This window comes from Pseudomonas sp. Van50 (assembly GCF_055390755.1).
In genome coordinates this window covers 6,476,438-6,502,733 of the sequence record NZ_AP024343.1, presented here as the reverse complement: position 1 = coordinate 6,502,733, position 26,296 = coordinate 6,476,438, and the positions used below count along the sequence as shown (strand labels likewise).

The following is a 26,296-nucleotide window of genomic DNA, read 5'->3' as shown; positions in this document are numbered from 1 at the left end:
GATCAATAAATCAAGTTGAAGTAGTCGCCGTTCATCAACCTGCACATTCGGGTCTCCGCGCTTTCGCAGCGATTGCTCATCCACTTTGAAAAGGCCGGTTCCAGGATTTGTTGATCATCCAACTTCAGATTGATCGCCCCGTACCTGCACGTGATGGTCGCACGGGGGGCTGTCTGCTCGTCCCCATCGTCCTCATGGATGACGTACTCGGCACCTTCGAATTGCAACGAGGTCGGGTCGACCACGTCCACCAGGCTTTCGCTCTTCCATTCGTGGTCTTCCCGGATATCGACGAAGTAAACATCTTCCAGAGATTCAATGTTCCGGTGAATGTCAGTGACGGCGGGGCACGTTATTTCACTGGCATGGACGGGGCCGATGATCAGCAAAAGCAAGACCGCGCCTCCAGCCAGTATTTTTTTCATGTGCCAGGCTCCAGGGCTCAGTTCGACAATTTCACGGCTTTGGTCGGGGCGGGCTACTGTCAATGTTGGCAGTTATTTATGTCAATTTAGAACTGTATAGGGATGTTTGGTAACTTTTTGCTATATAAAAAAGCGCAGTTTTCGTTAAATCAGACGCTTCCTACTGGCCCTGAAGAATTTTCTGTAATGGCTATCGGCCATTCTCGTAATACGTTTAGGAACAATCTCCGTCCGTGCCAGTCCAACGCACGTTTTAAGCCGCTCGTTATGGGCGGCTTTTTCATGCTCAAGAGGATGTACCGGATGAAGGTTTCACGAGGTTTTGCACTGTCTTGGCTGCTGATACTGGCCGCCAGCCCGGCCTTCGCGCAGTTCAGCCTCAGCGATGCGGCCAATGTGGTGTCGGCGATGCAGGGCAACTCAGGTGAGGAAGAGGGCGTCGTAGCCGCCGCGCCGAAAGCTGCCGGCCTGCTCAACACCCTGGGGTCGGAACTCAAGATCACGCCGGAACAGGCCATCGGCGGCGCCGGTGCGATGCTGGGGCTGGCGAAGAATCGGCTCAGCGAGCCGCAGTTCTCCGAGTTGAGCAAAAGTGTGCCGGGCCTGGATCAGATCGCCGGCAACAGCGCCATTGGGGGCTCAATGGCTTGGGCGGTTTGCTCGGTGGCGGGTCGGACAAAAATGCCTTGCTCGACGACCTGCTGGGTAACGTCAAGGACACCGGCGACCTGAACAATGCCTTCAGTGCGCTGGGCATGGACAGCGGCATGATCGGCCAGTTTGCCCCGATCATTCTGCAGTACCTCGGCCAGCAGGGTGTGGCCGGTTCGCTGCTGCAGAACCTGGGTGGTATTTGGGGCACAGGTGTCTGATCAGCCACCCTTGTTGCGCAAAGCTGCAATACGCTGGTCCTTTTCAGTCCAGAGCTGGTTGACCCAATCCTGCACATGCTGGCGAAACACCGGGTCGTTTTCGTAGTCGCCCTGCCACAAGGCGGGGTCCAGTTCGCGGGTCTGGATGTCGATGATGACCCTGGGCACCGCGCCGCTGATCAAGTCCCAGAACCCGGGAATCTTCTCTTGCGGATAGACCACGGTCACGTCCAGTACCGCATCCAGTTGTTCACCCATGGCCGCCAGCACGAACGCCACGCCACCGGCCTTGGGCTTGAGCAGGTGGGTGAAGGGCGATTGCTGTTGTTGGCTTTTGGTGGTGGTGAAGCGGGTGCCTTCGAGGTAGTTGACCACGGTGACCGGTTGCCGCTTGAACAGCTCGCAGGCGGCCTTGGTGATTTCCAGGTCCTTGCCGGCCAGCTCCGGGTTCTTCGCCAGGAACGCCTTGGTGTAGCGTTTCATGAAAGGGTAGTCCAAGGCCCACCAGGCCAGGCCCAGGAACGGTACCCAGATCAGTTCTTTCTTGAGGAAGAACTTGAAGAACGGCGTGCGCCGGTTGAGGGTCTGGACGAGGGCGGGGATGTCTACCCAGGACTGGTGATTGCTGATCACCAGGTAAGAGGTATCGCTGCGCAGGTCCGCACCGCCGCGAATGTCCCAGCGGGTAGGGATGCACAGGGCAAAGATCAGTTTGTCGATCTCGGCCCAGGTCTCGGCGATCCACATCACCGCCCACGAGGCGTAGTCGCGAAAGCGCCCGGGCAGGACCAGTTTGAGCAGTGCGAACACCATCAGCGGCCCGAACAGCACCAGGGTGTTGAGCAACAGCAGCAGGGTGACGAAACAGCCGGTGAGCAGGCGGCGCATAGATGACTCTTGCAAACGGGTGGGCGGGCCATGATAAGCAAGCTTCGGGCGGTAGGCCAAATCGGTGTGGACGAATGTTTCACCTTTTGATCGGTATGCTGGGTTTGCTTCTGTGGCGAGGGGATTTATCCCCGTCGGGCTGCGCGGCGGCCCGGATTCTGTACAGCGATTCAGCACCATGGCGAGCGCTTCGCACTCGAACGGGGATAAATCCCCTCGCCACAGGGGCCGCGCCGGGCTGGTTGTTCTCGGCTATCGATCTTGAAGTACGCAGAACGAATCCCTTTGCCACTGTCTAAAAGCCCACCCATACAGGAAGCCCTATCCCATGAAATCCCTTCTCGCCCTGCTTTCCCTGGTGGCCCTTCCAGTGCTGGCCGCCGAGCCGACCCTGTACGGGCGCTACGAATACATCGCGCTGCCGGAAATCGGCGGTGAAGTGCTCAAGGCCAAGATGGACACCGGCGCCCTGACCGCCTCGCTGTCGGCCAAGGACATCGAGACCTTTACCCGTGACGGCGATGATTGGGTGCGGTTCCGCCTGGCGACCAAGGATGCGAGCAACAAGGTCTACGAACACAAGATCGCCCGCATCAGCAAGATCAAGACCCGTTCCGAAGAGGATGAGGACGACGACGAAAAGATCGCCCCCACCAAGCGCCCGGTGGTCGATCTGGAGTTGTGCCTGGGTAACGTCAAGCGCACGGTCGAGGTCAACCTGACTGACCGCAGCAGTTTCAATTACCCACTGTTGATTGGTGCCAAGGCGTTGCGTGAGTTCGGCGCGGCGGTGAACCCGGCGCGGCGGTTTACGGCGGATAAGCCGGACTGCTGATTTCCCTGATTGACTCACCCCAAGCCTTGCGGCACCGTTCCGGCAACTTTTACTGCCGGGCTCGCAAGCCATGCCTCATATCCTGATTGTCGAAGACGAAGCCGCCATCGCCGATACGCTGGTGTTTGCCCTGCAAGGGGAGGGGTTTGACACCACTTGGTTGAGCCTTGGCGCCGCCGCCCTCGAGTACCAGAAAAGCACCCCGGCGGACCTGATCATTCTCGATGTGGGCTTGCCGGACATCAGCGGATTCGAGACTTGTAAAAATCTCAGACGTTTCAGCGAGGTTCCGGTCATTTTTCTGACAGCCCGGGATGGGGAGATCGACCGGATCGTAGGCTTGGAAATCGGTGCCGACGATTACGTGGTCAAACCCTTCAGCCCCCGCGAGGTGGCGGCCAGGGTCCGGGCGATCCTCAAGCGCGTGGCGCCGCGGCCAGCGGTAGAGCCGGGCATGGGATTGTTTCAGGTCGATGCCGACCGTGTGCAGATCAACTATCGCGGCAAACCGCTGAACCTCACCCGCCACGAATTCCGCCTGCTCAATTGTCTGCTGGAGCAACCCGAGCGGGTCTTCAGCCGCGAGCAATTGCTCGATGCCTTGGGGGTTGCCAGCGATGCCGGCTACGAGCGTAGCATCGACAGCCACATCAAGAGCGTGCGCGCCAAGTTGCGCCTGGTTCGGGCCGAGGCCGAACCGATCCAGACACATCGAGGCCTGGGCTACAGCTACAGCCCAGGGCACAGCTGATGTCGCTGGGGATCCGGATTTTCCTGGTGTATGTGCTGTTTATCGCCCTGACCGGCTATTTCGTGCTCAACACGGTCATGGAGGAAATCCGCCCCGGCGTGCGCCAGTCCACCGAAGAAACCCTGGTGGACACCGCCAACCTGATGGCCGAGATCCTGCGGGACGATTTCAAGGCCGGCACCCTCAACCAGAATCGCTGGCCGCAGTTGCTCAAGGCCTACGGCGAGCGCCAGCCGGCGGCGACGATCTGGGGCTTGCCGAAGAATCAGGTCAGCCATCGCATCTACGTTACGGATGCCAACGGCATCGTGGTGCTCGACTCCAGTGGCGTGGCGGTAGGGCAGGATTACTCGCGCTGGAACGACGTCTACCTGACCCTGCGCGGCCACTACGGCGCCCGCTCGAGCCGCAGCGATCCGGACGATCCGGCGTCTTCGGTGATGCACGTCGGCGCGCCGATCCGCGACAACGGCCGGATCATCGGCGTTGTCACCGTCGCCAAGCCCAACAGTTCCTTGCAGCCTTATGTCGACCGCACGGAGCGGCGCCTGTTGGCCTACGGCGCCGGCTTGGTCGCCCTGGGCTTGTTGCTGGGCGGCTTGCTGTCGTGGTGGCTCAGCGCGGCACTGCGGCGATTGACGATCTATGCCCAGGCGGTCAGCCAGGGGCGTCGGGTGGAAGTGCCGCATTATCGTGGCGGCGAGTTCGAGCAATTGGCGGGTGCCGTGGAACACATGCGCACCCAACTCGAAGGCAAGGCGTACGTCGAGCGTTACGTGCACACACTCACCCACGAACTCAAGAGCCCGCTGGCGGCGATTCGCGGCGCCGCCGAGCTGCTGCAAAGCGACATGCCCGCCGCCCAGCACCAGCGCTTCGTCAGTAACATCGACAACGAAAGTGCGCGCATGCAGCAGTTGATCGAACGCTTGCTCAACCTGGCCCAGATCGAGCAGCGTCAGGGGCTGGAGGAAGAGGTCTCGGTGCCGCTGGCGGCGTTGATGGACGAGTTGCTGGAAGCGCGCGGCGGCTGGCTCGAAAGTCGCCAGTTGACGGTTGAACAGCACATCGCTGCCGACCTGACATTGACGGGAGAGCCGTTCCTGTTGCGCCAGGCCTTGGGCAATTTGCTGGAAAACGCCCTGGACTTCACCCCCGTCAACGGCCTGCTACGAGTCAGCGCCGAGCGCCGTGGGAACCGCGTCGAGATCCGCCTGTTCAACCAGGCCGCGCCGATCCCCGACTACGCGCTGCCTCGCCTGAGCGAACGCTTCTACTCCCTGCCGCGCCCGGACAGTGGCCGCAAGAGCACCGGCCTGGGGCTCAACTTCGTGGAGGAGGTGGTGCAGTTGCATGGGGGGCAGTTCAGTATTGGCAATGTCGAGGGCGGGGTGGAGGTGGTTTTGCGGCTGCCCTGAAACCGCATCCGCTATCTGACGGAACACTCATCCTTGTGGGAGCGAGCTTGCTCGCGATAGCGGGGTACCAGCCGGCATAACTGGCGCTGACCCACCGCCATCGCGAGCAAGCTCGCTCCCACAGAGGTTCCTGGTTCTCCACACAATCTCCATATTGCGCCCATAAACCCCTCACACAGCCAGCCCAGACTCTCCCTCATTCGAACAGGGAGAGCCCCACATGAACCGCAGCCTCGCCATAAAACTGGGCATGATTGCCCTCTTGATTCTCTTGCTGATGATTCCGCTGTTGATGATCAACGGCCTCATCGATGAGCGCCAGGAGTTGCGCGACGGTGTGCTGCAGGATATCGCCCGCAGCTCCAGCTACAGCCAGCAATTGATCGGGCCGATGATCGTGGTGCCGTTTCGCAAGAGCGTGAAGGTCTGGAACACCAATGAGAAGACCGGCGTGCGTTTCCTGGAAACCGTCGAGCGCACGGGCGAGTTGTATTTCTTGCCGGAGCAATTCGAGCTCGACGGCCAGGTCCGCACCGAGACCCGTGCCCGGGGCATCTACGAAGCGCGGATGTTCCACGCCGATAACCGGATCGATGGCCGCTTCAAGGTGCCAGAGCGCTACGGTGTCGCCGCCAAGGACTTTGCCGACTACCGCTTCGACGAACCGTATTTGAGCGTTGGCATCAGCGATATTCGTGGCATCGAGAACGCGCTGACCCTGACGCTGAACCAGCAGACCGTCGACTTCCTGCCCGGTTCGCGGCTTGGCTGGCTGGGGCAGGGTGTGCATGTGCCGCTGCCGATGATCACCGCCCAGGGCGGCCCCGAGCTGACCTTCGGTTTTGACCTGCGCCTGCAAGGCACTGGCGAGTTCCAGATTCTGCCGGTGGGCAAATCCACCAAAGTGCACTTGTCGGCGGACTGGCCGCACCCGAGCTTCATTGGCAACTATCTGCCCAGCAATCGCGAGATCAATGAGCAGGGTTTCAGTGCCGACTGGCAGACGTCGTTTTTCTCCACCAACCTGCTGGAAACATTGCAAGCCTGCGAGCCGAGCGATGGCTGTGAAGCGTTCCGCAGCCGGGCCTTCGGTGTGAGCTTCATCGACCCGGTGGACCAGTACCTCAAGAGCGACCGGGCGATCAAATATGCGTTGCTGTTCATTGCCCTGACGTTCGCCGGCTTCTTTCTCTTCGAAGTGCTCAAGAGCCTGGCCGTCCACCCGGTCCAGTACGCCTTGGTGGGCGTGGCGCTGGCGTTCTTCTACCTGCTGCTGTTGTCGCTGTCGGAGCACATCGGCTTCACCCTGGCGTACCTGGTGTCGGCCAGTGCCTGTGTCGTGCTGATCGGGTTTTATGTCTGCCACGTGTTGCGCAGCGTGAGCCACGGCCTGGGTTTTTCGGCAGGGCTGGCGGGTTTGTACGGTTTGCTCTACGGCCTGTTGAGCGCGGAGGACTATGCGTTGCTGATGGGGTCGCTGTTGCTATTCGGCCTGCTGGGCGTGTTCATGGTGCTGACCCGCAAGCTGGATTGGTACGGGGTGGGGTCGAAGCCGGCCGCTGCAATGGCCTTCGATCTGGGAGAAGTGAAATGAGCCGGTCGTTGGGGTTGCGTGAGGATCAGCGGGAGGGGGCGATGTTGGTGGCGCTGATTGCCGGGTTGTTTCCGCTGGACCGCGTTGGCCCTATCGCGAGCAAGCTCGCTCCCACAGGAGACCTCGTTTACCCAGGCAACCGAATCAAATGTGAGAGCGAGCTTGCTCGCGATGGGGCCGGTGCAGCCAGTGCAGAGCTAGATTTTTGGCACTGTCTCAATCATTGAAGGCCGCAAGCTCACCTCGGCAAACCACGCCGCCAATTGCGGGTTGGCCTTGCGCCATTCCAGGTCGGGATGGCGCAGGTCCAGGTAGCCCAGGGCGCAGGCCACGCTGATGGAGGCCACGTCGAAATGGCTGGCCAGTTCGGCGATCGCCTCGGCTTCGAGCAGGCCCAGGGCGCGGCGAATTTTGTCCCGTTGCGCCTCGAGCCATTCGTCCCAGTGTTTTTCCACAGGACGTAGCGCGGTTTCGTAGCGGATCATCACCGCCGCATCCATGACTCCATCGGCCAGGGAGGCCAGGGTCAAACGCCGCCAGCGAGCCGCGCCGTCCCGGGGGATCAGCGGGTTGCCGACATGCTGGTGATCGAGGTAGTCGAGAATGACCCGGCTGTCATGAATCACGCTCCCGTTGGCCAGGCGCAGGGCCGGGATCTTGCTCAATGGGTTGTCCTCGATCAGCGCCCGATCCGGCTTGACCGGCGTGAGCTGGCTGAGCTGCAACGCCACGCGGTCCTGCTGACCGGTTTCGTGCAGCAGCACCAGGACCTTGCGAACGAAGGGCGAAGCGGGGTTGTGGAACAGCGTCATGCTGGGGGTGGACATGGCAACGTCTCGATTCAATGGGACTTGTCGCGCAGCATAGCGCGTTCATCCGTGTTCAAGGCAGGCGCGACCGAGGCGAAGAAGGGCGGTCGCGCCATGCATCAGGTGGCCGGTTGAAGGGCCTGCGGTTCTGGCGTCGACGTCGTCGGTTGCTGCTTGAGTTCCCGGGCGACAGTCCAGACGATGAACGCGGCGATGACATCGAAAATGGCCAGCAGCACAAACAGTGGGCTGTAGCCGATCTGGGTCACCATGACGCCGAACAGCAGCGTGAAGGCGGCGGCGCCCAGGTAACCGAACATCCCGCCCATGCCGGTGGCGGTGGCGACTTCATTCTTGCCGAACGAATCGGACGTGATGGCGTACAGCGCGCCGGACAGAGTCTGGTGGGCAAAGCCGCCGATGCACAGCAGGGCGATCGCTGTGTACGGGCTGGCGACCAGGCCGATGCAGGCTGGGCCGATCATGCAGGAGGCGCCGAACAGCAGGACCATCTTGCGCGAAGTGAACAACGACACCTTGCAGTATTTATGGAAGAACGGGCTCAGGTAGCCGCCCAGCACGCAACCGAGGTCGGCGGCCAGGAACGGCAGCCAGGCGAACATCGCGATCTCCTTGATGTTCATGTGCCGCTCGGTCATCAGGTACAGCGGGATCCAGGCGTTGAACGTCTGCCAGGCCGGCTCTGAGAGGATCCGGGCACTGGCAATGGCGTAGAAGTTGCGGCTGGCGATGATGCGTTTCCAGCTGCCTTTCTTCGGCGTCGGGTCTTGAAAGTGAGCTTCCTGGCCGCTGAGGATGTAATCACGCTCGGTGTCGCCCAGGAGCTTCTGGTCGCGTGGATGTTTGTAAAAGATCAGCCAGAGGAACGTCCAGGCCACGCCCAGGCCGCCAACGATCAGGAACGCCAGCTCCCAACCACTGTTCAGGATCGCCCAGACCACTAGCGGCGGAGCCAGCACGGCGCCGATCGAGGAACCGATGTTGAACCAGCCGATGGCCACCGAGCGTTCCTTGGCCGGGAACCATTCGGTAGAGGTCTTTACCGCAGCCGGCAGCCCGGCGGCTTCCGTCAGGCCAAGCAAACCGCGGAAAAACGCCAGGCCCTGCCAGCCCGACGCCATGGCCGCCGCGGCACAGGCGATGGACCAGGCGAACGCGAAAATGGCGAAGCCCATCTTGGTGCCGATGGCATCGATGATGTAGCCGGCCACCGGTTGCATCAACGCGTAGCAGACCTGCCAGGCCACGACGATGTGGGAATACTGCTCGGTGGAGATATTCATTTCGCTCATCAGGGTGGGAGCGGCCACCGAGAGGGTATTGCGAGCCAGGTAGTTGACCATCAGGCCGGCCGTGACCAGGCCGACCATCCACCAGCGGATGCCTTTGATTTTCATCACTTCACCATCGATTATTTTTGGATTTGGCGTGGCGTGTTTCGTTGTAGGTTGTCGTACAACTAGCGCACTTATAGAGGGTCAAGAATTAATTTGTCAACAAATATGTCAAAGGCTGGGCGGTCTGAAACAGCCGGCGCGCTCGCGGTTGTCGTATAACGAAGAGAGAAGGGGCGCCCACTCTGGCAAGTGCACGCCCGGATGACTCAGCGGCGGGGGATCAGTCCCCACACCGCCAACACGGAGGGTATACCCAACCCCAGCCAACTGACGGCGTCCCACAGGCCGTCCCCCAGCAAGGCACTGAACAGCCCGGCGGCGCAGAGAATGGCGATCAGCACGGGCATGCCGAACACTTTCCAGAAACTCGACTGCCGTGGCCTCACGAGGCGACCTCCGTACCGACCGTTGCACGCTTGGCCGCTTTGCGCCGTACCAGCCACAGGTAGACGCCGCTGCCGAGGACGATGATGGTGAGCACGTCGAGGGTGGCCCAGAAGATCTGCATCGGCCGGCCACCGTAGTCGCCGAAGTGCAACGGTAGAGACAGGCTCATGACGTCCATGTACCACGGCCGCTCGGCCACCGCGGTGACCGCCAGGGTGCTGGCATCGATCAATACCGGCGTCAGCAAGTGCGAGGTCAGGTGGGTGCTGCCTTTCATGAACACGCCGTAGTGGTGTTGGCTGGAAAACAACGTGCCGGGGAAGGCGATGAAGCTAGGCTCCATGCCCGGCGCGACCTCCTTGGCGATGTCGAGCAAGCGGGTGGCCGGGGCCAATTGCGTCAGCGGCGGGGCGTTGCGATAGGGTTCGACCATGGCGCTGAGGCTGTCGTTGCGCCAGGCGGCGATGATCAGGTCGGCGCACGCGGCAATCACGCCAGTGACGCCCACGGTGAGCGCCCAGACCAGCGTCACCACGCCGATCAGGTTGTGCAGGTCGAGCCAGCGCAGGCGCGTGGATTTGTCCTGGCGCACCGTGGCGAATTTCAACCGGCGCATGAAGGGCAGGTACAGGACCACCCCGGAAACGATGGCGATCACGAACAACAGCCCCATGAACGCCAGCAGCAACTTGCCCGGCAAACCCGCGAACATATCCACGTGCAGGCGCAGCATGACCATCATGAAACCGCCGTTGGCCGAGGGCATTTCCAGGGCCTCGCCAGTGCGTGCATCGAGCATGAAGGTATGGGAGGAATTGGGCTCGGTGTCCGGTGTCGGCGCCATGATGGTGAAGATGCCGTTGGGCTCGTCTTCGTCCCAGCCAAAATACTGGACCACTTCACCCGGACGATGGGCCTTGGCCTTTTCCACTAACTGCTGGAGGTCCAGGTGTGGCGTGTCGGCAGGCATCTCCCGGAACTCGGGAGCGTCGCCCAGCAGATGCTCGATTTCATGATGGAAAATCAGCGGCAGCCCGGTAATTGCCAGCATCAGCAGGAACACCGTGCAGATCAGGCTGGTCCAGGTGTGGACGAAGGACCAGCGGCGGATGGTTTTGCTTTTCATGAGCGATCCGAATGCAAGAGGGCCTCGATGCCTGAACCCCTTCGGTCCAGTCGTGAAACCTGTGGAAGCGAGCTTGCTCGCGAAAGCGGGGTGCCAGACAACATCAATGTTGACTGTTACGCCGTCTTCGCGAGCAAGCTCGCTCCCACAGGGATTTCATTTGACTGGCAGGTCTCGGGTACAGGTGCCCTCAAAAGGTTTTGCAAATGCTAACCGTTTACCATTTGTAATTCACGCTGGCGACGACGTTGCGTTGGTCGCCGTAGTAGCAGTAGAAGCCATCGCAAGTGGACAGGTAGTCCTTGTTGAAAATGTTCTTCGCGTCCACCGCCACCGTGACGCCTTTGAGGGTCTTGTTCAAACGCCCGAGATCGTAGTGGGCCGATGCGTCGTACACGGTATAGGAGCCGACATGACCCCAATCGGTGTTGGTGGTATTGCCGTAGGTGTCGCCGACATAGCGCACACCGGCACCGACACCGAAGCCATCCAGCGGGCCGTTGTGCCAGGTGTAGTCCGCCCAGGCGGTGGCCTGGTTGCGCGGCACCTGGGCCATGCGCTTGCCTTTTTCCGCTGCGGTGCCCTTGGTGATTTCACTGTCGTTGTAGGTGTAGGAGCCGATGAGCTTCAGGTTGTCGGTCACATCGCCCGAGGCTTCCAGTTCCAGGCCGCGCACCTGGACTTCACCCACTTGGCGGGTGACGTTGTTTTCGGTCACGGAGTTGTTTTTCTGGGTCAGGTCGAACACCGCGGCGGTCAGCAAGGTCTTGGTGCCCGGCGGTTGATACTTGATACCGGCTTCGTACTGCTCGCCTTCTGTTGGCTTGAACGCTTCGGTGCTGTTGACGGTTGAACCGGCCGCTGCCTGGAACGACTGGGCGAAGGAAATGTAGGGCGTCACACCGTTATCGAAGACGTAGCTCAACGCCGCGTTGCCGCTGAATTTCTTGTCGCGCTGGGTGTTGGTGACGTTGTTCTGGTTGTGGAATTCGGTGCCGGTGTGAATCCAGTCTTCACGGCCGCCGAGGGTCAGGCGCCAGTTGTTCAGGGCGATTTGGTCCTGGACATACAGGCCGGTCTGGTTGGTCTTCTGGTTGTAGTCATACATGGTGAAATACTGGACGTTGGAGAAATCCTGTCCGTAAGTCGGGTTGTGGATGTTGCTGGTCGGCACGCCGGTCGAGCCCCACAACCAACGCGAATTGCTGTTGGAGCGCTGGTGATCCAGGCCCAGCAACAGGGTGTGATTGAGGGCGCCGGTCTGGAAGTCGGCCTGGAAATTGTTGTCCACGGCGAACTGGCTGATGTCTTCGTCAACGACACTGGCGCTGCGCTTGATGGTGCCATCGGCGCTGACTGCTTCCTCAGGCCCCGCCGGCCAGAACTGCCCGCCAGCGGAGATGCCCTGGGTTTCCAGGTCGCTTTTGGTGTAGCGCAGGTTCTGGCGGAACTGCCAGGTGTCGTTCAGACGGTGTTCGAACGCATAGCCGAGGGCGTAGTAGGTACGGTCGTAGAATTCCCAATCCGGATCGCCGAGGTTCTTGTGGTGGGAAATCTTGCCTGCTGGCGAGGACAGCTTGGTGCCTTGCAGCGGCAGGAATTGCCCGGTGATGCCGGTGTCGTCGCGGGTGTACTGGGACAGGAAGGTCAGGCGCGTGTCGTCGTTGATGTTCCAGGTCAGGCTCGGCGCGAGGTTGTAGCGCTTGTCCGGGATGTGGTCGACCTGGGAGTTGCTGTCGCGCACGGTGCCGCTGACCCGATAGAGGAACTGGCCTTCGTCATCGACTTTGCCGGTGCTGTCGAAGTTGATCTGCTTATGTTCGTAGCTGCCGGCCTGCAGCTCGACCTCATGGCTGCTTTCGGCCTGTGGGCGACGGCTGACCATGTCCAGCATGCCGCCAGGTGGCGTCTGGCCGTAGACCGAGGAGGCCGGGCCACGCAGCACGGCGATGCGCTCAAGGTTCCAGGGCTCGATTTTCGGCGTGATGTAGTTGCCCTTGGGCAGCGGCAGGCCATCAAGGAATTGGGTCGGTACGAAGCCGCGCACCAGCAGCCAGTCGTTGCGCGAATCCGAGCCGTAGCCGCTGCTTTGCACGCCGGCGGTGTAGCGCAGGGCGTCATTGAGGTTGAGGACAGAACGGTCCTCCATCTGTTGGCGGGTGACCACGGAGACGGAGCGCGGCAGTTCGACGATCGGCGTGTCGGTCTTGGTGCCAGCGGCGGTGCGGGTGGCGACGTAGCTCTCGGTCGGGCCCCACGCGGTTTCGCTGAGACCGGCGCCGATCACGCTGGTTTCCGGCAAGGCCATGACGCCTTCAGGTAAGGCCACCAGGCTGTAGGTGCCAGCGCTGCTTTGTTCCAGTTGCAGGCCGGTGCCGCGCAAGGCCTCGCGCAATGCGCCGGTGGCGTCGAACTGGCCCTGGACCGGGGCCGAGGTCTTGCCCGAGGCCAGGGACGGATTCAGGCTCAGTGCGAGGCCGGCCTGGCTGGCGATCTGGTTCAGGGTGCTGGCCAGGGGCGCGGCGGGCAGGTTGTAGGTGCGCACGCTTGTGGCTTGTTCGGCGGCCAGCAGCGGGGCGCTGGTCAACGGGACGGCGAAGGCAATGGCAACGGCCAACAGGCTGGGGCGCAACAGGGTGTCTAGCGGGCGGGACATACGGCGGCTCCTGAATGGAAATATTTCTCAATTGCCTGGGTGCCGGATGAAAGTCGAAAAGTGATAGGGCTGGATGAAAATAATTTAGATTCGTTTTGCAGCTGGTGGCTTTGTGGTGAAGCGAATGGCCTCATCGCGAGCAAGCTCGCTCCCACAGGATGATTCGTGGGCGACCCGGTCAATGTGGGAGCGAGCTTGCTCGCGATGAGGCCATCCCTGACACAAAGCCATTCAGGGCTTGGCTTCAGCCCGTGGCCCCACCACCACCCACCACCGCGTGTGATGCTCGACCTGCACCGGCAAGGTCGGCAGCAGGGCGGTCAGCGCCAGGTCGGTGTCGTGCAGCGGGAAACTGCCGGTGATGCGCAAATCGGCCACTTGTGGCTCGACGCCCAGGTAGCCGCGACGATAGCGTCCCAACTCGTGGACCAGATCTTCAAGACGCGCGTTATCCACCACCAACATGCCGCGGGTCCAGGCATCGGCGCCGGGGCTCAGGGCAACGGTCGGCCCGAGGCCGTCGCGACGCATCAGCACTTGTTGGCCTTCGCGCAGGATCTGTTCGCTGTCCGTGGCCTGGGGATGCGCCGCCACGGCGGATTTCAACACGCTCAGGCGCGTGCCTTCGTCTTCACGCTTGACCAGGAATCGTGTGCCCAACGCGCGCAGGCGGCCTTCGCGGGTCTCGACGATGAACGGGCGCGGGTCGTCGTGGCCGGTTTCCACCAGGATTTCGCCTTCCTGCAGGACGATACGGCGCTGCTTGTCATCGAAACGCACGTCCAGCGCACTGTGGGTGTTGAGGTTGATCAGCGTGCCGTCGCTCAGGCGCAGGGTGCGTTGCTCGCCTGTCGCGGTGCGCTGATCGGCCAGCCAGTAATCCAGCGGCAGACGTTCACTGGCAAACAACGCCAGGCCGATGACCGCGACAACGCTGGCCAGGCCGCTGCCGATCTTGCGTATCCGTCGACGAATGCTCACCCGCGATTGCAGCAACGCCGCCCGCGCCGGCCCGTTGGCCACGCTGAAGCGCTGGTCGAGCATGCCCAATTGCCGCCAGGCCCGGGCGTGTTCTTCATCGGCGGCATGCCAGCGGGCGAACGCTTCATGCTCCTGGGCGTTGCTCGTGTCCAAAGACAACTGCCAGGCAATGGCGGCATCCAGCACGCTGGCCGAGACCGGTTTGGCATGGGCCTGGCTCATGTCGGTTCACCGTACAGGGCGATGTAGCACTGTCGGATGCCCTGGGCCAGGTACTGCCGTACCCGCGGCACCGAAACCCCCAGGCGCTCGGCGATTTCGGCGTGGCCGAGGCCGTCGAGGCGGTTATAGAGGAAGGCTGCACGGGCCTTGCTCGACAGTTTGCCGAGCAGGCGATCGATGGCCTTGAGGTCTTCCAGGATGATTTGCTGTTCTTCCACCGAGGGCTGCTCGGCCTCGGGGATCAGCATCAGTTCGGTGAGGTAAGCCTGCTCCAATGCCGCTCGACGGAAATAATCGAACAACAGGCCCTTGGCGATGGCCACCAGAAATGCCCGGGGCTCGCGGGGCGTCTTCAGGTCCTCGCGTCCCAGCAAGCGCACAAAAGTGTCCTGGCTCAGGTCTTCCGCCCGGTGCGCACACGCCACGTTGCGTCGCAGCCATGCCAATAGCCAAGCGCGATGGTCACGGTACAACGCACCAACCAAATCACTGTGGGGGCTAGGAACTGACGACACGGAGCATCACCGATGTTTTAAGTAACGAGAATTGTTCGCGATTGTGGCAGAGGCGGGGGCGGGAAAGCAATTGGCGCTGGTCGGGACCCGATCTGTGGGGCCGGCGTGAGTTTGTGGGTCTGCATGAGTCTGTGGGAGCAAGGCTTGCCCGCGATGCAGGCGACTCGGTCAGTCTCTCAATCCCAAGCGATGCCATCGCGGGCAAGCCTTGCTCCCACAGGGAACCACCCTCGGAGCAGAGGATTTAAAGCGAAGGCGCCTGCTGCCGCCGTTTCCACTGGCCCAGGCGCTGTTGCAGGTCAAGCGGGCTGTGGATCTGTTGCTGGCGGGCGCGGCTGAACAGGATCAGCGCCAGTTCCGCCGTGGCCAGGGCGTCGGCGCTGGCGTTGTGGCGGTCGAAGACTTGCAGCTTGAACCAGTCGATCCACTCGTCCAGGCCGGACTTGCGCAGGTTGGCTTGTGGACAAAGCATCGGGGCCAGGTCCGCCACGTCGAGGAACGGATGCTGCAGGCGATAGCCCAGATGGTCTTTCAAGGCGCGCCCGAGCATGTGGGAATCGAACGGCGCGTGAAAGGCCAGCAGCGGGCTGTCGCCCACGAACGCCATGAACGCCAGCAGCGCCTCGGCCGGGTCGCTGCCGGCGGCGATGGCACTGGGCGCCAGGCCATGGATCAACACACTGGGCCCGAGCTTTTGCTGATTGCACTGCAAGGTACGTTCGAATTGCTGGCTGAAGTCGATGGCACCGTCTTCGATGACCACCGCGCCGATGGACAGCACTTGGTCCTTGTTCAGGTTCAACCCGGTGGTTTCCAGGTCCAGGACGACCCAGCGTTGCGCCCGCAGGTCGCCTTCGCCCAGTGGCGAAGGCGCGGGCAGGCGCTCCAGGCGCTGCTGCAGCGCGTCGGGCAATGTCGGCTGGGCCGGGCGCAGCCAGGAAAACAGGTTCACAACTGATACCTCAGCGTCAGGCTGCTTTGCAGGCGTTGGGCCTGGCGCAGGGATTCGCGCAGGATGCGTCGGTCCAGATGGTTGAGGCTGTCGGGGTCGACGCGGTTGGAATAGGGTAGGTTCTCGCGGGTTTGCAGTTGGTGTTGTTGCATGCGAGTCTGCTGGATGAAGTGATAGGCCTCTTCATAGGCCGCGCCATCGAGCGGTTCGATCACTTCCTTGACGACCAGTTGCCGCAGGCGTTCCAGGGTATTGTTGGCTTCGATGCCGTTGGCCAGGGCCAGCAGGCGGGCGCCGTCGACGAAGGGCGTCAGGCCCTGCACTTTCAAGTCCAGGGTCGCCTTTTCGCCATTCTTGCGGCTCAGCACGAAGTCCCTGAAGCGTCCCACCGGTGGGCGATGACGCAGCGCATTCTCGGCCATCATGCGCTGGAACAGGCGATTGTCGGCCACTTGACCAAGGATCTGCTGGCGCAACTGCTCGCAACCTTGCTCATCGCCCCAGACCACCCGCAAGTCGAAATAGATGCTCGAGCCCAGCAGGTTTTCCGGCGTCGCTTCGCGAATGAATGACGCGAAGCGCCGGGCCCATTCGGCGCGGGACAGGCACAGCTCGGGGTTGCCGGCCATGATGTTGCCCTTGCACAAGGTGAAGCCGCACAGGGCCAGGCTCTGGTTGATCTGTTGGGCGATGGGCAGCAGCAGGCCGCGGATCTGCGCGGCATGGGCGGCGTCCCGGGCTTCGAACAATATGCCGTTGTCCTGGTCGGTGTGCAGGGTTTGCTCGCGCCGGCCTTCACTGCCGAAACACAGCCAACTTAACGGCACACCCGGGTCGCCTTTGTCGGCCAGGGTCAGCTCGATGACGCGGCACACCGTGTGGTCGTTGAGCAGGGTGATGATGTGGGTGATCTGGGTCGACGACGCACCGTGGGCCAGCATGCGCTCCACCAGTTGGCCGATCTCGCCGCGCAGGGCCACGAGGTTTTCCACCCTGGGGGCGTTGCGGATGGTCCGGGCCAGGTGCACCAGGTCGACGCGCTGCAAGGAAAACAGATCGCGCTCCGAGACCACGCCACACAGGCGCTGGTCCTTGACCAGGCAGACGTGGGCGATGTGGCGCTCGGTCATGGCGATGGCCGCGTCGAAGGCGCTGTGGTCCGGCGAAAGGAAGAAGGGGCCTGGGTCATGTGGCCTGCGATGGCCTGGGAAAAGTCCCCGGAACCATCGGCCACCACCTGCCGCAGGTCGCGCAAAGTGAAAATTCCCACCGGCGCCTTTTGCTCATTGACCACCACGATGCTGCCGACCTGCTGCTCGTGCATCAGTTTCACGGCTTCGCGCAGCGGCGTGTCCGGGCTGCAGCTCACTGGATGACGCATCGCCAGTTCACCCAGCCGCGTATTGAGGGAGTACTGGGTGCCCAGGGTTTGCGCGGATTTCTGCTGGACCTGTTGGTTGACCTGGTCGAGCAGGCTGCTGACCCCGCGCAGGGCGAAATCGCGAAACGGGGCGGACAGGGCGAAGAGCTTGATGAAGGCCAGTTTGTTCAGTTGCAGGCAGAACGTGTCTTCGCCGGCCCGGTGCTCGGTGCGCGTGGCCCGCTCGCCCAGCAGCGCGGCCAGGGGGAAACATTCGCCGGTGGTGATCTCGAAGGTGGTCTCGGTGCCACCCTTGGCCGAATGCGGGCGTTCGCCCACCACCCGGCCCTGCTTGACGATGTAAAAGTGCTCCACCGGGCCGTCGGCCGGTTTGATGATGGTGTCGCCCGGGGCGTAGAAACGCAGCAGGCATTGCTCCACCAGATAGGCCAGGTGGGCGTTTTCCATTTGGTTGAACGGCGGAAAGCGCTGGAGAAACTGCAGCGTCCCCTGGATGTTTTGCAACACCGCGGTTTTCCCTGCCTGGATGAAGGCGTCCGCTTTTTTCATAACCATTACGCAGTCTTATTCGAATTGTTGTGGTCGGATCTGTTCTCCATGGTCGGCCCCTCAGCGCGGGGTGCCCATTGGACGTAAGTCTAGGTCGCGGCCTAAGGGCCGGACTCACGGAAAAGTCTTACGCCAGGCGTCAGAAAAATCTTCATTGAATGTTCTTGGAAAAAAATCCGACGAAGTGCACATTGAAGCGCCGCAGAACGATGTCTGACCACTGTGCCAGGGGATCGATTTAAAGAACGTAGAGAGCACCATGTCCGACCACGATATTTTGAGTGACGCCGAGCGCGAGGCGCTGAGTGCCGTCATGTTGGAACCTGACCTGCCGCCGCAGCGCGTCTTGATCGTCGATGACGATAAAGACGCTCGCGAGCTGTTGTCGGAGATCCTGGCATTGGATGGGATTCACTGCATGACCGCCGCCAGCGGCGAAACGGCACTCAAGATGCTGGAAACCAAGCCGTCGATCGGCCTGCTGATCACCGACCTGCGCATGGGCAATGTCGATGGCCTGGAACTGGTCCGCCTGGTGCGCGAGTCCGAGCGGGCGGCTCTGCCGATCATCATCGTGTCAGGCGATGCCGACGTGAAGGACGCCATCGAAGCCATGCACTTGAGCGTGGTGGACTTTCTGCTCAAGCCGATCGATACCGACAAGCTGCTGGGGTTGGTCAAGCATGAGTTGGGGATGGATCTGTAGCCTGTCGTATTTGTGCCGAAGTGCTGTCGTGGCGAGGGAGCTTGCTCCCGCTGGGCTGCGAAGCAGACCCTCTTTTTTTCCAGCATTCGAAACCTCATTGGCTGACTGACGACTGCTGCGCAGTCGAGCGGGAGCAAGCTCCCTCGCCACAACAGCGAGGTGATGCCGTGCAAATGAAAAAGCCCTGATCTTTCGATCAGGGCTTTTTTGTGCCGCGTCTAGCGCTCAATCACAAGCCATTGGCGGTCTTGAACTCGCGACGGCGACGGTGCAGCACCGGCTCGGTGTAGCCGTTAGGTTGCTTCGTGCCTTCGATCACCAGTTCGACCGCCGCCTGGAAGGCGATGTTGCTGTCGAAGTCTGGCGCCAGTGGCCGGTACAGCGGGTCGCTGGCGTTCTGGCGGTCGACCACTGGCGCCATGCGCTTGAGGCTTTCCATTACCTGGTCTTGCGTAACGATGCCGTGGCGCAGCCAGTTGGCGATGTGCTGGCTGGAGATACGCAGCGTCGCACGGTCTTCCATCAGGCCGACGTCGTTGATGTCCGGCACCTTGGAGCAGCCGACGCCCTGGTCGATCCAGCGCACCACGTAGCCAAGGATGCCCTGGGCATTGTTGTCCAGTTCGTTCTTGATCTGTTCCGGCGTCCAGTTCGGGTTGACGGCCAGCGGGATGGTCAGGATGTCGTCCACCGAAGCGCGAGCACGCTTGGCCAGTTCGGCCTGGCGAGCGAACACGTCGACCTTGTGGTAATGCAGCGCGTGCAGGGCGGCGGCGGTGGGTGACGGAACCCAGGCGGTGTTGGCGCCGGCCAGCGGATGAGCGATTTTCTGTTCGAGCATCGCCGCCATCAGGTCCGGCATCGCCCACATGCCCTTGCCGATTTGCGCGCGACCTTGCAGGCCGGTGCTCAAGCCGATATCGACGTTCCAGTTTTCATAGGCGCCGATCCACTTCTCGGCTTTCATGTCGGCCTTGCGCACCATCGGGCCGGCTTCCATGGAGGTGTGGATTTCATCGCCGGTACGGTCGAGGAAGCCGGTGTTGATGAACACCACGCGTTCGCTGGCGGCCTTGATGCAGGCCTTGAGGTTGACCGTGGTACGGCGCTCCTCGTCCATGATCCCGACCTTGAGGGTGTTGCGCGGCAGGTTCAGCACGTCTTCGACGCGACCGAACAGCTCGTTGGTGAACGCGGCTTCTTCCGGGCCGTGCATCTTCGGCTTGACGATGTACACCGAGCCGGTGCGGCTGTTGCGGCGCGAGGTGTTGCCGTTGAGGCTGTGGATCGCCGCCAGGCTGGTGACCAGGCCGTCGAGGATGCCTTCCGGCACTTCGTTGCCGTGCTTGTCCAGGATCGCGTCGATGGTCATCAGATGGCCGACGTTACGCACGAACAGCAGCGAGCGGCCGTGCAGGGTCACGCCCGAGCCGTCGACGGCGGTGTAGACACGGTCAGGGTTCATGGTCCGGGTAAACGTCTGGCCGCCCTTGGCGACTTCTTCCGACAGGTCGCCCTTCATCAAGCCGAGCCAGTTGCGATAGATCACCACTTTGTCATCGGCGTCGACGGCGGCGACCGAGTCTTCGCAGTCCATGATGGTGGTCAGCGCGGCTTCCATCAGGATGTCTTTGACGCCGGCGGCATCGGTCTGGCCGACGGGCGTGCTGGCATCGATCTGGATTTCGAAGTGCAGGCCGTTGTGTTTCAGCAGCACGGCGGTCGGTGCCGAGGCATCGCCCTGGAAGCCGATCAACTGGGCATCGTCACGCAGGCCGCTGTTGCTGCCGCCCTTGAGGGCCACGACCAGTTTGCCGTCGACGATTTTATACGCGGTGGAGTCGACATGGGAGCCGGCCGCCAGGGGGGCCGCTTCGTCGAGGAAGGCGCGGGCGAAGGCGATGACCTTGTCGCCACGCACCTTGTTGTAGCCTTTGCCTTTTTCCGCGCCATCGGCTTCGCTGATGGCATCGGTGCCGTACAACGCGTCGTACAGCGAACCCCAGCGGGCGTTCGAGGCATTGAGGGCGAAACGGGCGTTCATCACCGGTACCACCAGCTGTGGACCGGCCATACGGGCGATTTCGTCATCGACGTTCTGGGTCGTGGCCTGGAAATCCGCCGCTTCTGGCAGCAGATAGCCAATGTCTTGCAGGAAGGCTTTGTAAGCCACGGCGTCGTGGGCCTGGCCGGCACGGGCCTGGTGCCAGGCATCGATCTGCGCCTGGAAATCATCGCGTTTGGCGAGTAGGGCTTGGTTCTTCGGGGCCAGGTCGTGGATGACCTTGTCGGCACCGGCCCAGAATGCGTCGGCGGTGAGGCCGGTTCCGGGAATGGCTTCGTTATTCACGAAGTCGAACAGGACTTTGGCGACCTGCAGGCCACCGACTTGAACGTGTTCAGTCATTGCTTGCCTCACTCTGCTCAGCTATTTCGCTTTTCAGCTCTTCGATTTTGACAATGAAGCCTCGGGACATTTAAACCACAAACCCCGGAACCAGTACATGCCATCGCTGGCGGCTGGGTATTCAAGCCTTGCTGACGGGGCTTTTCAGGGATGCGACTGGCCTTAAGCAGACATCGGTACAACAGGGGTGTCACGATTATGTAGTGCGCGCTGCGGCATACTACATGATCAATTGCGGTTGTGAAAATTAGACTAATTGCGTCGTTCCGCGACCGACTAAAGCAGTACAGTCACGGCGCGGCTTCTGATGTTCTCAAAAAAACTGTGGATTGTTCCAGATAAATATTAAAACTTGTACACGATTGGCGTGAGCACACAGCACTTGCGCGTCCTGCCTATACTGTTCCTTCCACCACAAGAGGACTGCGCCATGGACCACCTCGTCATCACTGTTTTCGCCCCGGACAAGCCCGGGCAGGTCGAGCGCATCGCCGATTGCATTGTCGAACATGGCGGTAACTGGCTGGAAAGCCGCATGGCGCACCTGGCCGGGCAATTTGCCGGGATCGTGCGCTTCAGCGCCCCGGCCGAGGCCCATGAAGAATTGATCGAGGCCTTGCAGGGGCTGGCGGCCCACGGCATCCACGTATTGATCGCTGAAAGCGCCGTTGAGGAGTCCTGCACCTGGAAACCCATCACCATGGAGTTGGTGGGCAACGATCGTCCCGGTATCGTACGGGACATCACCCGGTTGTTGAGCGAGCAGGGCGTCAATGTCGAGCGGCTGGTGACCCATGTCCGGCCGGCACCGATGAGCAGTGAGCTGCTGTTTCATGCCGAAGCGATCCTGGGCGTGCCCTTGACCTTGTCCCTGGAGACCTTGCAGGAACGTCTGGAAACCTTGGCCGATGAGTTGATGGTGGAGCTCAAGCTCAGCGACGAAGTGTAATGAAGGTTATCCAAGGAAAAACTGCGCCTGCCTGTGGATAACCTGTAGAGACCCGGCTCCAGCCCAGGCCCGCCGGGGCTCAGCGGCCAATGATCAAAAAATCACCAGTTTTCAAGGGCTTGTGCACAAACGGCGGGGATCACGCTGTGGATAACCTTGGGAAGGATAAGCGCAGGCCACGGCGCACGTGGCCTGTAGAGGGTTGTGCGTTTTTTGATCAGCTGCGCCGGCGCATGCTGATCACCGCATCGACGCTGTACACCGCCAGCCCGGCCCAGATGAACAGGAACGCCACCAGCGTGCTGGACGACAGGTGCTCACCGAACAGCAGCACGGCGAGCAACAGCACCAGCGTCGGTGCGATGTACTGGAGAAACCCCAGGGTGGTGTAGGGCAAATGCCGGGCCGCGGCGTTGAAGCACACCAGTGGAACCAGTGTCACGGGGCCGGCCGCCACCAGCCACCAGGCTTCGGAGGTGGTCCAGAACGCGGCCTGGGCACTGGTGGCCGTGGGATTGAACAGCAACCAGGCGATGGCGATCGGCACCAGCATCCAGGTTTCCACCACCAGCCCCGGCAATGCCTTGACCGGCGCTTGTTTGCGGATCAACCCATAGAAACCGAAGGTCAGCGCCAGCACCAGCGACACCCACGGCAGGCTGCCCACTTGCCAGACCTGCTGCGCCACGCCGACGGCCGCCAGCCCCACCGCCAGCCATTGCATGCGGCGCAGGCGCTCGCCGAGGATCAACATGCCCAGCAACACATTCACCAGCGGGTTGATGTAGTAACCCAGGCTGGCTTCGAGCATGCGTTCGTTGTTCACCGCCCAGACGTAGGTCAGCCAGTTGGCCGCGATCAGTGTCCCGCTCAGGGCGAGAATCGCCAGGCGCTGTGGATTGTCCCGCAGTTCGCGCCACCAGCCCGGGTGTTTCCAGACCAGCAGCAATGCCGCGCCGAACAGGGCCGACCACAGCACCCGGTGGATGATGATTTCCACTGACGGCACGCTGGCGATGGCCTTGAAGTAGATCGGGAACAGACCCCAGATGATGTAGGCACTCAGGCCCAGGATATACCCGCGACGCGGGTTGGCGGCTTGCATGCAGAATCCTTGCTTAGGCAGCTAACAAAGGGATGATTGTAAGGAGATTTGTCTGGTTGTGCTGTGAACCTTTGTGAGCGTTCCAGCGCAAATCCCTTTGTGGGAGCGAGCTTGCTCGCGATAGCGATGTGTCAGTCGACAGAGGTGTCGAGTGTTCGATCGCCATCGCGAGCAAGCTCGCTCCCACAGGGGGACCCGCTGTAGGTCAGAACAGCTTCAACGGCTCTTCATTGAGCGCCGCCAATTGCTCGCGCAATGCCAGCACCTGGTCGCCCCAGTAGCGTTCGCTGCCGAACCACGGGAAGCTGCGGGGGAACGCCGGGTCGTCCCAGCGCCGTGCCAGCCAGGCGCTGTAGTGCATCAGCCGCAGGGCCCGCAGCGGTTCGATCAGCGCCAGTTCACGCGGGTCGAAGTCGTGGAACTCACGGTAGCCGTCCATCAGTTCCGACAATTGCCCCAGGCACTCCTGGCGATCGCCGGCGAGCATCATCCACAAGTCCTGCACCGCCGGGCCCATGCGGCAGTCGTCCAGGTCGACGATGTGAAACACCTCGTCGCGGCACATCATGTTGCCGGGGTGGCAATCGCCGTGCATGCGGATGTTCTGGTGGGGCGTGGCGGCGTAGACCTCTTCGACGCGCTTGAGCAAGTCCCGGGCGACCGACTCGTAGGCCGGCAGCAGGCTGCGGGGAACGAAGCCGCTCGCCAACACGGTGGCCAGTGAATCGTGGCCGAAATTTTTCACGCCCAGGGCTTCGCGATGCTCGAACGGCCGGGTCGCCCCGAGCGCGTGCAGGCGTCCGAGCAATTGTCCCAGGCGATAGAGTTGGTCGAGATTGCCCGGCTCCGGCGCCCGGCCACCGCGACGAGGAAACAGGGTGAAACGAAACCCGGCGTGTTCGTGCAGGCTGGCGCCGTTGTGGATCAGCGGCGCCACCACGGGCACTTCGTATTCGGCCAGCTCGAAGGTAAAGCTGTGCTCTTCCAGGATCGCTTCGTTGGTCCAGCGCTGGGGGCGATAGAACTTGGCGATCAGCGGCTCGGAATCTTCGATGCCGACCTGGTAGACGCGGTTCTCGTAGCTGTTGAGGGCCAACACGCGGGCGTCGCTGAGAAAGCCGATGCTTTCAACGGCATCGAGCACCAGGTCGGGCGTGAGGGTTTCAAACGGATGGGACATGCTGACTCCTGCGCAGCGGCAGGGCTGCCGCGTCCGGCACAGCATGGTAGCGCAGACAGAGGCAGATAGGTGGCGGCTGTGCTGACGTTATCGCCAGCAAGCTCGCTCCCACAGGGATAGCGGATCCATTGGACTGCCCCCAAAAGCCAGATGGGTGTCCAACTTTTTGGGGGCAGTCCACATTGTGGGAGCGAGCTTGCTCGCGATGAGGCCCTGTCAGGCGCCGATGACCCCGCCATCGTCCCGGGTAATCACCATCACCGAAGACCGCGGCTTGCCGTTGGGCAGGTGCTCAGGGAAGGTCGAACCACCGTTTTCCCCTGGATGCTGGATCCCGACGAACAAGGCTTTCTGGTCCGGGGCAAAACTGATCCCGGTCACTTCGCAGCCCACCGGTCCGACCATGAAGCGGCGGATTTCGCCACTGCTAGGGTCGGCGCAGAGCATCTGGTTGTTGCCCATGCCGGCGAAGTCCCCGGCGTTGCTGGAGTCGCCGTCGGTGAGAATCCACAGCCGGCCAGCCTTGTCGAAGCCCAGGCCGTCGGGGCTGTTGAACATGTTCTGCGGGTTGATATTGGACGACCCGGCTTTCGGCGTGCCGGCGTGTACCGTTGGGTTGCCGGCGACCACGAACAGATCCCAGGAGAAGGTCTTGGCGGCATGATCGTCGCGGTCGGTGCGCCAGCGCAGGATCTGCCCGTAGACGTTCTTGGCCCGAGGGTTCGGCCCGTCCACCGGTTGGCCGTCTTCGCCGCGCTTGGAGTTGTTGGTCAGGGTGCAATAGACCTGGCCGTCTTTCGGGCTGACCACGATCCACTCAGGGCGGTCCATGCGGGTGGCACCCACGGCGCTGGCGGCCAGGCGCGCATGGATCAGCACCTCGGCCTGGTCGGCGAAGCCACTGCTGGCGTCGAGGCCGTTCTTGCCGTGGGTCAACTCGATCCACTGGCCCTTGCCTTTGGGGTGGTCCGGGTTGCCGTCGCCGGCATCGAAGCGCGCCACGTACAAGGTGCCGTGGTCCAGCAGGTTGCGGTTGGCCTTGGCATTGCGATGATTGATGCGCTCGCGACTGACGAACTTGTAGATGAACTCGCCGCGTTCATCGTCGCCCATGTACACCACGGCGCGACCGTCGTTGGTTTGTGCCAGGGCGGCGTTTTCGTGTTTGAAGCGGCCCAGGGCGGTGCGTTTCACCGGCGTGGATTCTGGATCGAACGGATCGATTTCCACCACCCAGCCATGGCGATTGAGTTCGTTGGGGTTCTTCGCCAGGTCGAAACGCGGGTCGTACAGGTGCCAGTTGATCTCGCGGCTGGTGACGGTGGCGCCGTAGCGCTTTTGCGCCTCATCGAACTGCAGGTCGGTCTTGCTGCTGCCGAAGCAGTCGGTGAAGTTTTCTTCGCAGGTCAGGTAGGTGCCCCACGGCGTCATGCCATTGGCGCAGTTCTGGAAGGTGCCCAGCACTTTCTTGCCGCTCTTGTCGGCACTGGTTTTCAGCAGGTCGTGGCCGGCGGCCGGACCACGCAGGCGAATCGGCGTGTTGCCGTGGATCCTGCGGTTGTAGCGCGATTCCTGGACGAACTGCCACTGGCCGCGACGACGCTGGACCTCGATCACCGACACCCCTTCGCTGGCCTGGGCCTTGTGCACGTCTTCGGCCGACTGCGGCTGGCCGCCGTGGGGGAAGAGGTAGCGGTAGTTGGTGTATTCGTTGTTGATCGCCATCAGCGCCCGGTTCTTGTCGCCGGGGAATTCGAACAGGCTCATGCCGTCGTTGTTGTCGCCAAACTGCACTTCCTGTGCGCGGGCTGTTCCATTGCCACTGGGATCGAACGCCGGTGCATTTTTCTGCAGCGGCTGGCCCCAACTGATCAGCACCGAGGCCTTGTAGCCTGGCGGCAGCGTGATGGTGTCAGCCGTGGCGGCGGCGATGCTGTTGAAACCCAGCAGCCGGCTGTTGCCTTCGCTCACGGCGGCGGCCAGCACGCTGCGGCTCAGCAGGTTGCCGCCCAGGAACATCGCCGCGCCGCACAGGGCGCCGGCGCTGATGAAACTGCGCCGGCTCAGGCCGACGATCTTTTCCAGGTCGGTGGATTGGTTTTCTTCTAATAGGCTCATCATCAGGCTCCCTGCTGGTTTTGGCAGTCACCTTAAAGCGGGTCGATGAAGC

The 26,296-nt window shown here is 61.9% G+C and carries 20 protein-coding genes and 2 pseudogenes; 7 read left to right on the top strand and 15 right to left on the bottom strand.

Annotation, left to right across the window (positions count from 1 at the left end):
- Positions 1-2: 2 nt before the first annotated feature.
- A complete protein-coding gene (locus ACZ5M5_RS28230) occupies positions 3-425 on the bottom strand; it encodes a hypothetical protein (RefSeq protein ID WP_060740304.1) in 423 nt (140 codons plus the stop codon).
- Positions 426-728: 303 nt separating this feature from the next.
- Here ACZ5M5_RS28230 and ACZ5M5_RS28225 point away from each other — a divergent pair.
- Positions 729-1,297, top strand: a pseudogene (locus ACZ5M5_RS28225) (DUF2780 domain-containing protein).
- Here ACZ5M5_RS28225 and ACZ5M5_RS28220 read toward each other — a convergent pair.
- Complete coding sequence (locus tag ACZ5M5_RS28220; protein WP_103310884.1) at positions 1,298-2,185, bottom strand: acyltransferase; 888 nt, start codon at positions 2,183-2,185, stop codon at positions 1,298-1,300.
- A gap of 328 nt (positions 2,186-2,513) precedes the next feature.
- Between ACZ5M5_RS28220 and rloA2 the strand changes: the two genes are divergently transcribed.
- The 4 genes from rloA2 (at position 2,514) to creD (ending at position 6,783) form a co-directional block, all read left to right on the top strand.
- Complete coding sequence (rloA2, locus tag ACZ5M5_RS28215; protein WP_053188779.1) at positions 2,514-3,020, top strand: retropepsin-like aspartic peptidase RloA2; 507 nt, start codon at positions 2,514-2,516, stop codon at positions 3,018-3,020.
- A 70-nt stretch (positions 3,021-3,090) separates the two neighbouring features.
- Positions 3,091-3,771 carry a two-component system response regulator CreB gene (gene creB, locus ACZ5M5_RS28210; RefSeq protein ID WP_464738273.1) on the top strand — a complete coding sequence of 227 codons (681 nt, stop codon included), beginning with the start codon at positions 3,091-3,093 and terminating at the stop codon, positions 3,769-3,771.
- Entirely contained in the window at positions 3,771-5,189 is a 1,419-nt protein-coding gene (gene creC, locus ACZ5M5_RS28205) for a two-component system sensor histidine kinase CreC (protein ID WP_464738272.1), read from the top strand. Before creB ends, creC begins: the two co-directional genes overlap by 1 nt.
- Positions 5,190-5,409: 220 nt before the next feature.
- The gene (gene creD, locus ACZ5M5_RS28200; RefSeq protein ID WP_207284137.1) at positions 5,410-6,783 is read left to right on the top strand and encodes a cell envelope integrity protein CreD; all 1,374 of its coding nucleotides are present in this window, start codon (positions 5,410-5,412) and stop codon (positions 6,781-6,783) included.
- Between the two features lie 197 nt (positions 6,784-6,980).
- Here the strand turns inward: creD and ACZ5M5_RS28195 are convergent, their stop codons facing one another.
- The 9 genes and pseudogenes from ACZ5M5_RS28195 to ACZ5M5_RS28155 form a co-directional block, all read right to left on the bottom strand.
- Positions 6,981-7,610 (bottom strand): glutathione S-transferase, encoded by a 630-nt coding sequence (locus ACZ5M5_RS28195; protein WP_464738271.1) that lies wholly within the window; start codon positions 7,608-7,610, stop codon positions 6,981-6,983.
- A gap of 101 nt (positions 7,611-7,711) precedes the next feature.
- Complete coding sequence (locus ACZ5M5_RS28190) at positions 7,712-9,010, bottom strand: MFS transporter (protein ID WP_060740311.1); 1,299 nt, start codon at positions 9,008-9,010, stop codon at positions 7,712-7,714.
- A 206-nt stretch (positions 9,011-9,216) separates the two neighbouring features.
- Positions 9,217-9,396: a hypothetical protein gene (locus tag ACZ5M5_RS28185; protein WP_060740312.1), complete on the bottom strand. Its 180-nt coding sequence runs from the start codon at positions 9,394-9,396 to the stop codon at positions 9,217-9,219.
- Entirely contained in the window at positions 9,393-10,523 is a 1,131-nt protein-coding gene (locus tag ACZ5M5_RS28180; protein WP_060740313.1) for a PepSY-associated TM helix domain-containing protein, read from the bottom strand. Before ACZ5M5_RS28180 ends, ACZ5M5_RS28185 begins: the two co-directional genes overlap by 4 nt.
- A 217-nt stretch (positions 10,524-10,740) precedes the next feature.
- Positions 10,741-13,179, bottom strand: coding sequence for a TonB-dependent siderophore receptor (locus tag ACZ5M5_RS28175; protein WP_464738270.1), 2,439 nt, complete (start codon positions 13,177-13,179; stop codon positions 10,741-10,743).
- 231 nt (positions 13,180-13,410) lie between these two features.
- Positions 13,411-14,382 carry a FecR domain-containing protein gene (locus ACZ5M5_RS28170; protein ID WP_464738269.1) on the bottom strand — a complete coding sequence of 324 codons (972 nt, stop codon included), beginning with the start codon at positions 14,380-14,382 and terminating at the stop codon, positions 13,411-13,413.
- Positions 14,379-14,897 carry an RNA polymerase sigma factor gene (locus ACZ5M5_RS28165; RefSeq protein WP_060740316.1) on the bottom strand — a complete coding sequence of 173 codons (519 nt, stop codon included), beginning with the start codon at positions 14,895-14,897 and terminating at the stop codon, positions 14,379-14,381. Before ACZ5M5_RS28165 ends, ACZ5M5_RS28170 begins: the two co-directional genes overlap by 4 nt.
- Before the next feature lie 244 nt (positions 14,898-15,141).
- On the bottom strand, positions 15,142-15,849 hold the full coding sequence (locus tag ACZ5M5_RS28160) for a 3'-5' exonuclease (RefSeq protein ID WP_060740317.1): 708 nt from the start codon (positions 15,847-15,849) through the stop codon (positions 15,142-15,144).
- Positions 15,846-17,779, bottom strand: a pseudogene (locus ACZ5M5_RS28155) (putative nucleotidyltransferase substrate binding domain-containing protein). Before ACZ5M5_RS28155 ends, ACZ5M5_RS28160 begins: the two are co-directional and overlap by 4 nt.
- A 259-nt stretch (positions 17,780-18,038) precedes the next feature.
- Here ACZ5M5_RS28155 and ACZ5M5_RS28150 point away from each other — a divergent pair.
- Positions 18,039-18,485, top strand: coding sequence for a response regulator (locus ACZ5M5_RS28150; protein ID WP_060740319.1), 447 nt, complete (start codon positions 18,039-18,041; stop codon positions 18,483-18,485).
- A gap of 229 nt (positions 18,486-18,714) precedes the next feature.
- Here ACZ5M5_RS28150 and ACZ5M5_RS28145 read toward each other — a convergent pair whose 3' ends face one another.
- Positions 18,715-20,892, bottom strand: coding sequence for a malate synthase G (locus ACZ5M5_RS28145; RefSeq protein WP_464738268.1), 2,178 nt, complete (start codon positions 20,890-20,892; stop codon positions 18,715-18,717).
- Between the two features lie 430 nt (positions 20,893-21,322).
- Between ACZ5M5_RS28145 and ACZ5M5_RS28140 the strand changes: the two genes are divergently transcribed.
- Positions 21,323-21,841, top strand: a complete 519-nt coding sequence (locus ACZ5M5_RS28140; RefSeq protein WP_207284144.1) for a glycine cleavage system transcriptional repressor — start codon at positions 21,323-21,325, stop codon at positions 21,839-21,841.
- Positions 21,842-22,058: 217 nt separating this feature from the next.
- Here ACZ5M5_RS28140 and rarD read toward each other — a convergent pair whose 3' ends face one another.
- The 3 genes from rarD to ACZ5M5_RS28125 form a co-directional block, all read right to left on the bottom strand.
- Positions 22,059-22,946, bottom strand: coding sequence for an EamA family transporter RarD (rarD, locus tag ACZ5M5_RS28135; protein ID WP_103309916.1), 888 nt, complete (start codon positions 22,944-22,946; stop codon positions 22,059-22,061).
- A gap of 205 nt (positions 22,947-23,151) precedes the next feature.
- A complete protein-coding gene (locus ACZ5M5_RS28130; RefSeq protein WP_060740323.1) occupies positions 23,152-24,126 on the bottom strand; it encodes a serine/threonine protein kinase in 975 nt (324 codons plus the stop codon).
- A gap of 216 nt (positions 24,127-24,342) precedes the next feature.
- The gene (locus ACZ5M5_RS28125; protein ID WP_103309917.1) at positions 24,343-26,244 is read right to left on the bottom strand and encodes a PhoX family protein; all 1,902 of its coding nucleotides are present in this window, start codon (positions 26,242-26,244) and stop codon (positions 24,343-24,345) included.
- Positions 26,245-26,296: the final 52 nt, after the last annotated feature.

Excerpts from the sequence above, each read along its gene's own strand:
- ACZ5M5_RS28230 (WP_060740304.1), bottom strand. The coding sequence starts at position 425 with ATGAAAAAAATACTGGCTGGAGGCGCGGTCTTGCTTTTGCTGATCATC.
- ACZ5M5_RS28220 (WP_103310884.1), bottom strand. The coding sequence starts at position 2,185 with ATGCGCCGCCTGCTCACCGGCTGTTTCGTCACCCTGCTGCTGTTGCTC.
- rloA2 (WP_053188779.1), top strand. The coding sequence starts at position 2,514 with ATGAAATCCCTTCTCGCCCTGCTTTCCCTGGTGGCCCTTCCAGTGCTG.
- creB (WP_464738273.1), top strand. The coding sequence starts at position 3,091 with ATGCCTCATATCCTGATTGTCGAAGACGAAGCCGCCATCGCCGATACG.
- creC (WP_464738272.1), top strand. The coding sequence starts at position 3,771 with ATGTCGCTGGGGATCCGGATTTTCCTGGTGTATGTGCTGTTTATCGCC.
- creD (WP_207284137.1), top strand. The coding sequence starts at position 5,410 with ATGAACCGCAGCCTCGCCATAAAACTGGGCATGATTGCCCTCTTGATT.
- ACZ5M5_RS28195 (WP_464738271.1), bottom strand. The coding sequence starts at position 7,610 with ATGTCCACCCCCAGCATGACGCTGTTCCACAACCCCGCTTCGCCCTTC.
- ACZ5M5_RS28190 (WP_060740311.1), bottom strand. The coding sequence starts at position 9,010 with ATGAAAATCAAAGGCATCCGCTGGTGGATGGTCGGCCTGGTCACGGCC.
- ACZ5M5_RS28180 (WP_060740313.1), bottom strand. The coding sequence starts at position 10,523 with ATGAAAAGCAAAACCATCCGCCGCTGGTCCTTCGTCCACACCTGGACC.
- ACZ5M5_RS28175 (WP_464738270.1), bottom strand. The coding sequence starts at position 13,179 with ATGTCCCGCCCGCTAGACACCCTGTTGCGCCCCAGCCTGTTGGCCGTT.
- ACZ5M5_RS28170 (WP_464738269.1), bottom strand. The coding sequence starts at position 14,382 with ATGAGCCAGGCCCATGCCAAACCGGTCTCGGCCAGCGTGCTGGATGCC.
- ACZ5M5_RS28150 (WP_060740319.1), top strand. The coding sequence starts at position 18,039 with ATGTCCGACCACGATATTTTGAGTGACGCCGAGCGCGAGGCGCTGAGT.
- ACZ5M5_RS28145 (WP_464738268.1), bottom strand. The coding sequence starts at position 20,892 with ATGACTGAACACGTTCAAGTCGGTGGCCTGCAGGTCGCCAAAGTCCTG.
- ACZ5M5_RS28140 (WP_207284144.1), top strand. The coding sequence starts at position 21,323 with ATGGACCACCTCGTCATCACTGTTTTCGCCCCGGACAAGCCCGGGCAG.
- rarD (WP_103309916.1), bottom strand. The coding sequence starts at position 22,946 with ATGCAAGCCGCCAACCCGCGTCGCGGGTATATCCTGGGCCTGAGTGCC.
- ACZ5M5_RS28130 (WP_060740323.1), bottom strand. The coding sequence starts at position 24,126 with ATGTCCCATCCGTTTGAAACCCTCACGCCCGACCTGGTGCTCGATGCC.
- ACZ5M5_RS28125 (WP_103309917.1), bottom strand. The coding sequence starts at position 26,244 with ATGAGCCTATTAGAAGAAAACCAATCCACCGACCTGGAAAAGATCGTC.